The sequence below is a fragment of the Shewanella litorisediminis genome, assembly GCF_016834455.1.
GTDB lineage: Bacteria > Pseudomonadota > Gammaproteobacteria > Enterobacterales > Shewanellaceae > Shewanella > Shewanella litorisediminis.
In genome coordinates this window covers 1,774,762-1,788,127 of the sequence record NZ_CP069213.1, presented here as the reverse complement: position 1 = coordinate 1,788,127, position 13,366 = coordinate 1,774,762, and the positions used below count along the sequence as shown (strand labels likewise).

At 54.6% G+C, this 13,366-nt stretch carries 9 protein-coding genes; 6 read left to right on the top strand and 3 right to left on the bottom strand.

Annotation, left to right across the window (positions count from 1 at the left end):
* Nucleotides 1-49: 49 nt before the first annotated feature.
* Nucleotides 50-964 (bottom strand): LysR family transcriptional regulator, encoded by a 915-nt coding sequence (locus tag JQC75_RS07760; RefSeq protein WP_203326836.1) that lies wholly within the window; start codon nt 962-964, stop codon nt 50-52.
* A 191-nt stretch (nt 965-1,155) separates the two neighbouring features.
* Between JQC75_RS07760 and JQC75_RS07755 the strand changes: the two genes are divergently transcribed.
* The 4 genes from JQC75_RS07755 (at nt 1,156) to ggt (ending at nt 6,101) form a co-directional block, all read left to right on the top strand.
* The gene (locus JQC75_RS07755) at nt 1,156-2,316 is read left to right on the top strand and encodes a homogentisate 1,2-dioxygenase (RefSeq protein WP_203326835.1); all 1,161 of its coding nucleotides are present in this window, start codon (nt 1,156-1,158) and stop codon (nt 2,314-2,316) included.
* Nucleotides 2,317-2,360: 44 nt separating this feature from the next.
* Nucleotides 2,361-3,398 carry a 4-hydroxyphenylpyruvate dioxygenase gene (hppD, locus tag JQC75_RS07750; protein ID WP_203326834.1) on the top strand — a complete coding sequence of 346 codons (1,038 nt, stop codon included), beginning with the start codon at nt 2,361-2,363 and terminating at the stop codon, nt 3,396-3,398.
* 184 nt (nt 3,399-3,582) lie between these two features.
* Nucleotides 3,583-4,203, top strand: a complete 621-nt coding sequence (locus tag JQC75_RS07745; protein WP_203326833.1) for a LysE family translocator — start codon at nt 3,583-3,585, stop codon at nt 4,201-4,203.
* 125 nt (nt 4,204-4,328) lie between these two features.
* Nucleotides 4,329-6,101 carry a gamma-glutamyltransferase gene (ggt, locus tag JQC75_RS07740; protein ID WP_203326832.1) on the top strand — a complete coding sequence of 591 codons (1,773 nt, stop codon included), beginning with the start codon at nt 4,329-4,331 and terminating at the stop codon, nt 6,099-6,101.
* Nucleotides 6,102-6,211: 110 nt separating this feature from the next.
* Here the strand turns inward: ggt and tnpA are convergent, their stop codons facing one another.
* Nucleotides 6,212-6,649 (bottom strand): IS200/IS605 family transposase, encoded by a 438-nt coding sequence (gene tnpA, locus JQC75_RS07735; protein ID WP_203325554.1) that lies wholly within the window; start codon nt 6,647-6,649, stop codon nt 6,212-6,214.
* A 169-nt stretch (nt 6,650-6,818) separates the two neighbouring features.
* On the bottom strand, nt 6,819-8,381 hold the full coding sequence (locus JQC75_RS07730; protein ID WP_239002110.1) for a dipeptidase: 1,563 nt from the start codon (nt 8,379-8,381) through the stop codon (nt 6,819-6,821).
* Nucleotides 8,382-8,673: 292 nt separating this feature from the next.
* Between JQC75_RS07730 and JQC75_RS07725 the strand changes: the two genes are divergently transcribed.
* Together JQC75_RS07725 and JQC75_RS07720 are read left to right on the top strand one after the other, a co-directional pair.
* The gene (locus JQC75_RS07725) at nt 8,674-10,875 is read left to right on the top strand and encodes a M3 family metallopeptidase (protein ID WP_203326830.1); all 2,202 of its coding nucleotides are present in this window, start codon (nt 8,674-8,676) and stop codon (nt 10,873-10,875) included.
* 299 nt (nt 10,876-11,174) lie between these two features.
* The gene (locus tag JQC75_RS07720; RefSeq protein WP_203326829.1) at nt 11,175-13,229 is read left to right on the top strand and encodes a bifunctional 2',3'-cyclic-nucleotide 2'-phosphodiesterase/3'-nucleotidase; all 2,055 of its coding nucleotides are present in this window, start codon (nt 11,175-11,177) and stop codon (nt 13,227-13,229) included.
* Nucleotides 13,230-13,366 lie beyond the last annotated feature (137 nt).

The following is a 13,366-nucleotide window of genomic DNA, read 5'->3' as shown; positions in this document are numbered from 1 at the left end:
CTGTCAGAGTCAAAATGTAAACAACTGTGTCAAACGCTTGAACCAAGCCTTAACCCAGTCCCTCCGGTATCCCCATGGGCTCTTTGGAAAATTCTTCCAAAATGAGCTCGGTAAAGAGCCTGCCGGCGCGGCCCAACGGTCGCTCCAGCGTAGACACCAGCTGCGGCACGAAGGTGTAACGGCTGCCGCCCACAAAGTCGATTTCAGTGAGAAGACCACTTTTGAGCTCGTCGCGCACCAAAAAGTCGGGCATCCAACCAAAGCCCAGGCCTTTTAACAAAGCATTCTTTTTCATAATAAAGCCGGAGAGATAAAACACCTTGTCGCCACCAAACTGGAGTTCGTCGCGGTAGGTTTTCACCGGCGATGAGTCTTCGATAGTCAGCTCTACGTGCTGCTGTAGCTCGGTGAGGGTGAGTGCTTTACGCCCCGCCAGCGGATGATGGGGCGCTGCGAGCAGCACACTGGTGATGGCGGGTAATGGCTTGGCGTAATAATAGGGGCCGGTACGATAGTCCTTTACCAGCATCAAATCGGCATTGTCCCGCTCGAATCTGTGCTGCACCCCGCCAAGGAACTCCATATTGAGCTGAATTTTAGTGGGAATTTGGTGCTCGGCCATGCGCTTGAGCGCCGTCATAATCGGCTCCATGGGCAGTGCGCCGTCAATCACCAGCTCAAGCTTGGGCTCCCAGCCTTCGCTGAAACGGCTCGCCAAATGCTCGATATTGGCAAGGTGGGATAAGAGCCGCTGGCCTTCGGCCAAAATCACCCGCCCTTCGGCGGTCAGCTCAGCGCGGTACTGCTCACGGGATAAAAGGCTCACCCCCAGATGCTGCTCAAGCTTTTTAATCTGGTAGCTCACCGCCGATTGTGCCTTGTGCAAGCGCTCCGCCGCCTTGGCGAAACTGCCCTCTTCCACCAGCACTTCCAATACCTTAAAGGCATCCACATCGATGCGCATCGGCCCTCTCCCGGGTCAGACAATGAACAAAAGCGTAACGCCTTCGTTACCATCTAATTTTTAGATGATGATTACCGATTAATTATTCTTTTTTTTGTACAAGTTGGCAACTAAATTGATACCCAGATCACATATAGCGCCAGATCGGCGGGTGAATGGGCCTGATTGAGCCCTACAGAGGATAAAAACAAATGCCATTTTATGTGAAACAAGGTCAGATCCCCCACAAGCGCCACATCGCGTTTGCCAAGGAAAATGGAGAGCTTTACCGCGAAGAGTTGTTCTCTACCCACGGGTTTTCGAACATCTATTCCAACAAGTACCACCACAATATGCCCACCAAGGCGCTGGAAGTGGCCCCCATGTCACTGACCCACGGCGAGACCTGGGTCGATTCTCTGGTACAGAACTATAAACTGGACTCACGTCTGGCCGATAGCGAAGGCAACTTCTTCTCTGCCCGCAACAAAATTTTCTTTAACGCCGACGTTGCCCTGTACACCGCCAAGGTGACTGCAGACACCGACGAGTTTTACCGTAACGCCTATGCCGATGAAGTGGTGTTTGTCCACGAAGGGGACGGCGTATTGCTGTCTGAATATGGCGAGCTTGAAGTCAAAAAGTGGGACTATCTGGTTATCCCGCGCGGCACCACCTATCAGCTTAAATTCAATGATTACAGCAATGTGCGCCTGTTCGTGATTGAGTCTTTCACCATGGTGGAAATCCCCAAGCACTTTCGTAACGAATACGGCCAGCTGCTGGAATCTTCCCCTTACTGCGAGCGCGACATCCGCGTGCCCGAACTGAAAGACGCCGTGGTTGAGCGCGGAAACTTTCCGCTGGTATGCAAGTTTGGCGACAAATATCAACTGACTCAGCTGGAATGGCACCCCTTCGATTTGGTGGGCTGGGACGGCTTTGTATACCCCTGGGCCTTCAACATCACCGAATACGCGCCCAAGGTGGGCAAAATCCACCTGCCGCCGTCGGATCACCTGGTGTTTGTGGCCAGAAACTTCGTTATCTGTAACTTTGTGCCGCGCCCCTACGATTTCCACCCGCAGGCGATCCCGGCCCCGTACTACCATAACAACATCGACAGCGACGAAGTGCTCTACTACGTCGACGGTGATTTTATGAGCCGTACTGGCATTGAAGCCGGTTACATCACACTGCATCAGAAAGGCGTGGCCCATGGCCCGCAGCCCGGCCGCACCGAGGCGTCCATCGGCAAGAAGGACACCTACGAGTACGCCGTGATGGTAGACACCTTTGCGCCACTGCAGCTGACCGAACACGTGAAAAACTGCATGGCACCCGATTACAACCGCTCCTGGCTCGAAGACTAATCACAACAATTCCAGGCAGCAATCCATTGAAAGAGGACAAGACAATGGCAAGCGAAACCAATCCACTGGGCCTGCTCGGCATCGAATTTACCGAGTTTGCAACGCCCGATAACGATTTCATGCACAAGGTGTTTCTGGACTTTGGTTTTTCCATGCTGAAAAAGCACAAGGAAAAAGACATCTACTATTACCAGCAAAACGACATCAACTTTTTGATGAACCGTGACCGCGCCGGTTTCTCGGCTGGTTTTGCCAAGTCACACGGCCCGGCCATCACCTCCATGGGCTGGCGTGTAGAAGATGCCGAGTACGCCTACAAGCATGCCGTTGAGCGCGGTGCCAAGGCAGCACCGGAGAGCGTGAAAGACCTGCCCTACCCAGCCATTTATGGCATCGGCGACAGCCTGATTTATTTCATCGACCGTTTCGGCGATGACAACATTTACGCCACCGACTTTGTTGACCTTGACGAGCCTGTGATTGTTCAGGAAAAAGGCTTTATGGAAGTCGACCACCTGACCAACAACGTCTACAAGGGCACCATGGAGCAGTGGTCAAACTTCTACAAAGATGTGTTTGGCTTTACCGAAGTGCGTTACTTCGACATCAAGGGCTCGCAGACTGCACTGATTTCTTACGCGCTGCGCTCACCTGACGGCAGCTTCTGTATCCCCATCAACGAAGGCAAGGGCGACGATCGTAACCAGATTGATGAATACCTGCGCGAATACAATGGCCCGGGCGTACAGCACCTGGCGTTCCGTAGCCGCGATATCGTCGCCTCGCTGGATGCAATGGAAGGCTCGTCTATCCAGACGCTGGACATCATCCCTGAATACTACGACACCATCTTTGAAAAACTGCCCCAGGTGACCGAAGATCGTGAGCGTATCAAGCATCACCAGATTCTGGTGGATGGCGATGAAAACGGCTATCTGCTGCAGATTTTCACCAAAAACCTGTTTGGTCCTATCTTTATCGAAATCATTCAGCGTAAGAACAACCTGGGCTTCGGTGAAGGTAACTTCAAGGCCCTGTTCGAGTCCATCGAACGCGATCAGGTACGCCGCGGCGTGCTGTAAGTCAGCCATCGAACCTGACCAGGTTTTCATGACACAAGGCCGCCCCGTGCGGCCTTTGTTATTTATGAGTGAATTGGCATCGGGGCAGTGACTTCAGGGCCCTTAATGCGACTTGTGTCATACACAGGGCTTAATTTACACTGCATAACCCTGTTCTTAACGCCTGCATCCTGACCCTGAACCCATGCCTGATTTCACCCTGTTAGCCGTATTTATTCCCACCTTTTTATTTGTCTCCATCACACCCGGCATGTGTATGACCCTGGCCATGACCCTCGGCATGAGCATTGGCGTGCGCAGAAGCCTGTGGATGATGGCCGGCGAACTGGTCGGTGTGGGCCTGGTGGCGCTGGCAGCCGTGCTCGGGGTTGCCGCCATCATGCTGAACTACCCATCGCTGTTTGCCGCGCTCAAGTACGTGGGCGGCGCTTATCTCGTCTACCTTGGCATTAATCTGTGGCGCTCCCGGGGCAAGTTTGCCCTAACAAGTGAGCCCGGCCCCAGGCCACATCCCATGGCGCTCATCAGTCAGGGCTTTGTAACTGCCGTCGCCAACCCCAAAGGCTGGGCCTTTATGGTGTCACTGCTGCCACCTTTTATTAATGTTGAGCGGCCAATGGCGCCGCAGTTAATGGCGCTGCTGTCCATTATTCTTATCACTGAGTTTGCCTGTTTGCTGCTGTACGCCGGTGGCGGAAAAAGCCTTAAAGCGCTTTTAAGCCGGGGTGACAATTTAACCTTACTCAACCGAATTGCCGGCAGCCTGATGGCGTTTGTTGGTCTTTGGCTTGCCTTTGGCGACTGATTGGACCGCATGCGCCACGGGAAAGGCGCCAAAACCGTTGCAAAGCCAAACCACAGCAGGCACAGTGACAACTTCATAAAATGTAAAAAATACAACACAAAGAACACGTTTTTGGGGGAACCAACATGAAACCACGGCCCGGTGCCTTTACCTTAAAGGGGCTGACGCTCGCCCTTGCCATATCACTGCCCTTTGCGGCCACATTCACCGCACAAGCCAAACTGCCCACCAAGCCTGCGCTGGATGACAGTGCCATTTTCAGTGAAATGGCCACCGCCCAGCCCATTTTTGGCAAGTACGGCATGGTCTCAAGTCAGGAAGCACTGGCCACCCGCATCGGCGTGGATATCCTCAAAAAAGGCGGCAATGCCGTAGATGCCGCCGTTGCTGTGGGTTTTGCCCTGGCCGTCACCCTGCCCCGCGCCGGTAATCTCGGCGGCGGCGGTTTTATGCTGGTGCATCTGGCCAAAGACAATAAAACCATCGCCATCGATTATCGTGAGACGGCCCCCAAGGCCTCCAGACGCGACATGTTCCTCGATGAAGCTGGCAACGCAGTGGATGAACTGAGCCGCAGCCACGGTCTTGCCGTGGGTGTACCGGGTACAGTAATGGGGATGGAGCTGGCGCTGGAAAAATACGGCACCATGAGCCTCTCAGAGGTCATTGCCCCGGCGATACAGCTTGCCGAAGACGGCGTGGAAGTGACTGCCGAACTCGCCAGCTCCCTTGCCGGGCTGCATAACTGGATTGCCAAATGGCCCACGTCTGCCGAGATTTTTTACCCCAACGAAGGACAAAATCTCACCGTGGGCCAGCGCCTGGTACAAAAAGATTTAGCCGAAAGCTTAAAACGCGTCAGCAAATCTGGCAGTAAGGGCTTTTATGAAGGCGAAACCGCCGAAAAATTGGTGGCCGCGGTGCAGGAAGCCGGCGGCATCATGACGCTGGAGGACCTCAAGGCCTACACGGTGATGGAGCGCGAGCCGGTACGCGGCAGCTACCGCGGCCTTGAAGTGGTCTCCATGCCACCACCAAGTTCCGGCGGTATTCACATCATTCAAATGCTCAATGTGCTTGAACACTTCCCCATGGGCGAGCTTGGCCACAACAGTGCCCAGAGCATTCACTTTATGGCCGAAACCATGAAGCGCGCCTATGCCGATCGCAGTGAATATCTGGGCGATCCTGACTTTGTGAAGGTGCCGGTTAACGCGCTGACCAGCAAGGCCTATGGTGAGGCCATTGCCAAGACCATTGCGGCCAATAAGGCCACCCCATCCGATGACATCAAACCCGGTAAACTTGCCCCCTACGAGAGCGACCAGACCACCCACTATTCGGTGGTCGATAAATGGGGCAATGCGGTTTCCAACACCTACACCCTGAACTTCAGTTACGGCTCAGGCATGGTGGCCAAGGGCACCGGTATCCTGCTCAATAACGAGATGGATGATTTTGCCGCCAAACCCGGCAGTCCCAACGGTTACGGCCTGCTCGGCGGTGACGCCAATGCAGTTGAGCCACAAAAACGGCCGCTGTCGTCCATGAGCCCCACCATTGTGATGAAAGACGGCAAGCCCTTTATTGTCACAGGCAGCCCAGGTGGTTCACGCATCATCAATACTGTGCTGCAAATCATCATGAACGTGGTGGATCACGACCTGAACATCGCCGAGGCCAGCATTGCGCCGCGCATCCATCATCAGTGGTATCCCGATGAAATCCGCACAGAGCGCAGCCTGAACCTCGACACCCGCCGATTGCTGGAGTCCATGGGCCACAAGGTCAACGTCAAACATGCCATGGGCTCGACCCAATCCATTGTAGTGACTGAAGAAGGCATCTATGGCGCCTCCGACCCGCGTCAGAGCGCCAGCGAAACCCTGGGTTACTGACGTGCGTTAAAACACGCTTACTGAAGCGCGTTGAATCGCACCTTTAGTAAAGAATCCGCCTTCTTAGAAGGCGGCTTTAATTCGCCCCTAGAAGGGGCTATCGCTATCTTCTAACCCATCTGCAACGATAACTGAGCCTCATGCTCTAAGTCTTGTTTGTCTTGATGTCTTACATAACGCCTTATGATGGCTTCATTTACACCAACCGTATCGACAAAGTAGCCACGGGCCCAAAATTTGTTGCCCCATAGTCGTTTACGTACATGCGGAAACTTATTGAATAACCTAATCGCACTTCTACCTTTTAATACACCCATCAGAGTCGATATCGAAAGCTTCGGTGGAATTATCACCACCAAATGCACATGATCTACCTGAACATTCAGCTCCAAAACCTCACAACCTTTCATATTGCATAGGATATAAATAGACCTATACAGCTCCTTGCCAAGATTGCCTTTGAGCATTTTAAAACGGTACTTCGGAGTCCAAACGGTGTGATATTTACAACGCCAGTAAACATGTGATGAACTTCTGTAATCGCCCATGCTTCTAGTTACCTCTTACTTGTGGTGAATAAGAAGGTCTCTTTTAGCATGGGCGTTATTCAGGCTATAGCCTCAAGGAACAATCACCACCGCCTTAGGCGGTGGTTTAGGGATGACAATAAAAAAGCGCCTTAGAGGCGCTTTTTTGTTTCCTCAAACCCTGGCTGCATTACTCGCGCATCGCCAGTTCCACCAGCGCGGCGGTGTACATTTCCAGATTCAGCTTAAGCTGGTCCCTGGTGATAAATTCATACTCGCTGTGACCCGTGTACTCCACCCCCGGCATGGCCGGGCCAAAGCTTAAGGCATTGGGGAAAAGTTTGGCATTGGTAGAGCCACCAATGGCGATGGGCTTGGGATCCGGGGTATTGGTGTAGTGGCCATAGACCCCAAGCAGGGTATCCAGATGGGGCGCATCCTCAATCAGCATCGGGGTGCCCCAGTACGTCTCTATGTCAGTGACCTGTGTCCCCTTTGTTTCCTGCCAGCCCTGAATGGCGGCCATGGCAAGCTTGTCCAGCGCTTCAGGTGTGCGTCCCACCGGGCGGCGAAGATTGAGGGTCACTTGTACGCCATCTCCAGCGTCTGTGATAAGGGTCGGTGCCAGCGTCATTGGCCCCATAAACTCATCGCTGTAGCCAAGCTTGCCAAAGCGCTCGCCAAAGAGCCCTGTGCCCACCAGCGAATTCAAAAAGTCTACCGTAACCGCTGCCGTGGTCATGGGCCACTGGGGAATGCTGCCATCAGCGGTGGGCGTTAAAAGCGCAGCCAGATACGCCACCGCATTGATACCATCTTCCGGCGTGGAGGAGTGCGCAGCCTTGCCAGTGGCATGGATTGTGAGCCCCAAAGGCTCATCGACAAAGTCTGTCTTGATAGGCAAGGCTTTGGCGCGGGCCTTGAGAGCTGCTACCAGCTCGGGATTGGGGTTTTGAATAACGGCCCTGGCCTGCTGGGGGATTTGGCTGGCAAAGCTGCCACCTGCGAAATACTGTAATACCGGGGTATCGGCGCCCACTTTCACCATGACGCGTGGCAAGGTGAGCTTGATTTGGCTCCAGCCCTTCTCGCCCGTCACCACCGGATACTCGGCATCCAGGGTGATATTGATATCGGCGCTCTGGTAAGTTTTCAAAAACGCCTTCAAGGGATCCCAGTCCGACTCCTCTGCCATATACACCAGAAGCTCGATGCGGCGTTTAAGCACTACGCCGCTGTCTTTGATGGCTTTCATGGCATAGAGCGCCGTAGCGATAGGCCCCTTGTCATCTTCAGCGCCGCGGCCCACCAGCTTGCCATCGGCCGTTTCGGTCAATTCATAGGGGCTTTGAGGCCACAGGCTGGGGTCTGCCGGCTGCACGTCGCCGTGGGTGATCACCCCGACCTTTTTGATGTTTGCCCCAGCGCCTTCGGGGGACAGGCTTATTAGCATCACGTAGCCGTGGTCCTCCACATCGAGCCCCAGCATCCGGGCTTTAACCCCGAGCGCCCGCTTAAAATCGGCAAACACAGGATCGGTGTCCGGCGTCAGGCCTTCACGGGCTCGGGTATCGTAGCCGACCAGGGTTTTCAGGGTGTCGATTTGTGCCTGCTGGTAGTGAGCCACCGCATAGTCGGCCGCCTTTTGGGCATCCTGTGAGGGCACTGCGGCCACACCCGGCATGGCAAGCATCAAGGGGATAAGGGCGGACAGGCGGCTCAGGCTAAAGGATGTGGAATGTTTTTTTGTCATGTTCGTTGTCGGCATTTGTTGTTTTTGGTTTTAAAAAAGGAACCACGCGCTCTGGCCCCGCCAGCGGCTCCGATGTTCAGTGTGCCACAGCCAAGGCACAGGAAATAACCATTTACTCATGCTTTGTTACAACAAATTTGCCAAGGATCTTGGCGACCACCAGCTGACATGTTAAACAAGTGGCTGACGCCGGATGGCGGCCGCCGGGAAGGTAAAGTCTTACTGCTTGGGCGCAAAATTCAAACATACTTCACGCCGCCATCTCACACACACTCAATACAGGAAACGCACCATGAAGGGACAAACCCTCAAGCCGCTTGTTGTGGCCATGACATTCGCTCTGGGTCTCACGGCCTGTGGCAACGAAGAAAGCAAGAGTACCGAAGTGGCCAAGGCCCCGGCATCCGCCGCCGTTGTTGAAAGCGCGGTAACCACGGCAGCAGAGCAAACGCCGGTTGCCGCCGTCAACCCCTTCTTTGAGCCTTACAACACCTATCAGGACATCCCGGCCTTCGACAAGATTGAAGAAGCCCACTACCTGCCCGCCTATGAAGAAGGTATCAAGCGCCAAAAAGCAGAAATTCAGGCCATTATCGACAATCCTGAGGCGCCCTCTTTCGCCAACACCATCGAAGCCATGGAACAAAGCGGCAAACTGCTAAGCCGCGTCTCTTCTGTGTTTTATAACCTGACTTCGGCTGACACCACCCCTGGCCTGCAGGCGATTTCCAAAGAAGTCTCCCCCATGCTCTCGTCAGCCCGGGACGATATTTTTCTTAACGACAAACTCTTTGCCCGGGTAAAGGCTGTTTACGAGCAACGTGAAACCCTTGGCCTGAATACCGCACAAAGCCGCCTCCTGGAAGACACCTACAAGGCCTTCAGCCGCGGCGGCGCCAACCTGGATGACGCAGGCAAAGCCAAGCTGCGTGAACTGAACGAGAAAATCGGCAAGCTGAGCCTGGAGTTTGGCGACAATGTGCTCGCCGAAACCAACGGTTTTGAACTGGTGGTAGAAAACAAAGACGATTTGTCTGGTCTGCCCCAAAGCGTGATTGATGTGGCCGCCGCGACTGCCAAAGCACGTGGCAAGGAAGGCAAATGGGTGTTTACCACCTCCCGTCCATCCATCACGCCGTTTTTGACCTACGCCGACAACCGCGAGCTGCGCAAGCAGCTTTACACCGCCTATGTTGAGCGCGCCAATCACAACGATGCCCACGACAACAAAAAGGCGCTGGCCGAAATCGCTGCCCTGCGCGCCGAGCGTGCCAAGCTTCTGGGGTACAAGACCCACGCCCACTATGTGCTAGAAGAAAACACCTCCAAGGACCCAGCCAATGTCTATGCCCTGCTGGATAAGGTATGGCCTGCTGCCATCAATCAGGCCAAGTCTGAAGTAGCCGAGATGCAAAAGCTGATTGACGCCGAAGGCGGCAACTTCAAGCTGGCGCCATGGGATTGGGATTACTACGCCGACAAAATCCGCGTCGCCAAATACAGCTTTAACGAGCAGGATACCCGCCCTTATTTTTCACTGGATGCCACCATCGAAGGCGTGTTCTACACCGCCAACCGTTTGTTTGGCCTGACCTTTAAAGAGCGCAGCGACCTGCCCAAGTACCACGAAGATGTGCGTACCTGGGAAGTGTTCGACAAAGACGGCAAGCTGCTCGCCATCTTCCTCGGCGACTATTACGTGCGCGACTCCAAACGCGGCGGCGCCTGGATGAACGCCTACCGCTCACAAAGTGGCCTTGGCGACGAGCGCGTGGTGCCCATTATTGTTAACGTGCTCAACTACCCGCGTCCAACCGCAACCGAGCCATCACTGCTGACCTTCGATGAAGCCAGCACCCTGTTCCACGAGTTTGGTCATGCCCTGCACGGCATGCTCTCCAACGTGCAGTACGAGGCCCAGTCAGGTACGTCTGTGCCACGGGACTATGTGGAATTCCCATCCCAGGTTACCGAAAACTGGATGACTCAGCCCGAAGTGCTGTCTCAGTTTGCCAAGCACTACAAGACCGGCGAAGTCATCCCCGATGAGCTGGTGAAAAAAATTCAGGCCGCCAGCAAGTTCAATCAGGGCTTTGCCACCGTTGAATACCTTGCCGCCACCAAGCTTGATCTGGACTGGCATACTCTGGAAACCAGCGACGTGCAGGATGCAGCCGCCTTTGAAGCCGCCAGCCTCAAGAAAATGGGTCTGATTGAAGAAATCGCACCGCGCTATCGCTCAACCTACTTCAGCCACATCTTCGCCGGCGGCTACTCGGCCGGTTACTACGGCTACATCTGGGCCGATATTCTCGGCGCCGATGCCTTCGAGGCCTTCCGCGAGAAGGGTATTTTTAATCCCGAAACCGCCAAGGCCTTCCGTGACACTGTGCTGTCTCAAGGCGGCAGCGAAGATCCGATGCAGCTCTACCGCGAATTCCGTGGTAAAGAAGCCAGCATCGAACCACTGCTCAAGAGCCGCGGCCTGCTGTAATTGCCGTTTTCAGAGCACCGTTTTAAAGGCGCCCTCCGGGGCGCCTTTTTTATTGCCATGAGTTAAACCGCCTTTACGCATCCGGTCAGAAATTCAGCGGCCGTGAGGCAAGACACAATGTGATACGCCCTTTCTACGCTTCGGTCACATTTTTGCAAGCTATAGAGCTGATACTCTTGCCAACCCCAACGCCCTCGCGTTGGGTTGGATGATGGAGCGCGCCCACAGAGGTGCGCCCGGGGTAAGGGAAGGTACGAGGACGTGTTCGCACCTTCCCGCTAATTTCAAGAGATACGGATATGAATCAAAAACATCTGTTGGCGGTAACCATTGCCGCTGCACTGGGCGTCAGCGCCTGCGGCTCAGACAATGACAAAGTGGAAAAAGAGGTTCTGGTGGACCTGCGGGTGATGGAAACCACGGATCTTCACACCAACATCATGGACTTCAACTACTACAGCGGCAAAGAGGACCCAACTATCGGACTGGCGCGTACCGCCAGCCTTATCAAGGCCGCTGCCAATGAAGCCCCCAACCACGTTTTGGTGGATAACGGCGACCTGCTGCAGGGCAGCCCCATGGGCGACTATATGGCCAAAATCGGTATTGCCGATGGCGCCGTGCATCCCGCCTACAAGGCCATGAACCTGCTGGGTTACAGTGTAGGCAACATAGGTAACCACGAATTCAACTATGGATTGGATTTCCTAGAAAAATCCCTCGCCGGCGCCGAATTCCCCTATATCAATGCCAACGTTTACTGCGCCGACGATAACGGTTGCTGGAAAGGTATTAAAAAAGGTGAGCATCTGTTCACCCCATACCTGATTGAAGACAAAGAAGTTATCGACCAAAACGGCGATAAGCACACCCTGAACATCGGCTATATCGGTTTTGTACCGCCGCAAATTATGCTGTGGGACAAACAAAACCTCACCGGTAAGGTTGAGCCTGCGGACATCCTCGAAACCGCGCAAAAGTATGTGCCTGAAATGAAAGCCAAGGGTGCCGATATCATTATCGCCATTCCCCACTCAGGCATTGGCTCGGTGGAAAACCCGGGCGATCCCATGGCTGAAAACGCCACCTATGCCCTCACCCGCGTAGAAGGCATCGATGCCATCATGTTTGGCCACAGCCACTCCATCTTCCCGGATGCGCGCTACAGCAACCTGCCAAACACAGATGTGGAAAAGGGCCTGCTGAACGGCGTTGCCGCTGTGATGCCAGGCCGCTGGGGCGATAACCTCGGCGTGGTCGACTTTACACTCGCCCGCAAAGACGGTAAGTGGACAGTACTGGACGTTAAAACCGAAGCTCGCCCCATCTACGACGGCGCCAACAAAGCCCCGCTGGTAGAAGCCGACAAGGATATCCATGATGCGGTTGAGCTTGAGCATCAGGGTACCCTCGCCTTCGTGGATGAGCCAATCGGTGTGGCCGCTGCCGACATGTACAGCTTCCTCACCCTGGTGCAGGACGACCCCACGGTGCAAATCGTCTCTGACGCCCAAATCGCCAACGTAAAGGCCAAGCTGCCAGCATCTCTTGCACACCTGCCGGTAATTTCGGCTTCAGCCCCCTTCAAGGCCGGTGGCCGCCACGGCACCACATCAGATGCCGACCAGTACGTGCAGGTGGACAAGGGCGCGTTAACCTTTAAAAACGCCGCCGACCTATACCTCTACCCCAACACCATGGTGGCGGTGAAGGCCACAGGCGCCGAACTGAAAGACTGGCTCGAGTGCTCAGCCAATCAGTTCAACCAGATTGACCCCGCCAAGAGCGAGCCACAGTTCCTCATCAACTGGGCAGGCCATCCAACCTATAACTTCGATGTCCTTGACGGAATGACCTACAAGATTGACGTCACCCAGCCAAGCAAATTCGACCGCGACTGCAAGGTCGTGAATGAAAACGCCAACCGCATCGTGGATTTGGCCTTTAAAGACGCCGACGGCACCGTTTACAGCGGCGAAGAGCTGATGACCAAAGAGTTCATTGTCGCCTCCAACAACTACCGCGCCTTTGGTGGCAAGTTTGCCGGTACCGGCAGCGACCATGTAGTGCTGGAACTCCCGGACACCAACCGCGAGGCGCTGGCGGCCTATATCACTGCCGAGTCGAAGTATAACGACGCCACCGGCCAGTACGAGGGCATGGTTAACCCCACCGCCGACTACAACTGGGACTTTGTGACCATTAACAGTGCCGTGGCATTGGATGTGCGATTCGAGACCCAGGACAGCGCCAAGGCCGATGCTTTTATCGAGCAATACAAGCAGCGCGCCATGACCAAGGTCGGCAAAGACGAGTTGGGTTATGCCGTCTATCGCATCGATCTGACCAAGTAATCACTGTCTGCAAATTTCAGTGACCCGTTAAAAAGGCGCCCCCGGCGCCTTTTTACTAGCCTGGCAGCGGGTGAGCCGCAGATAAACATGCTTTTTACCAGAGACTAAACTCCCCTGATACAAAGCGGGTTTGCCCC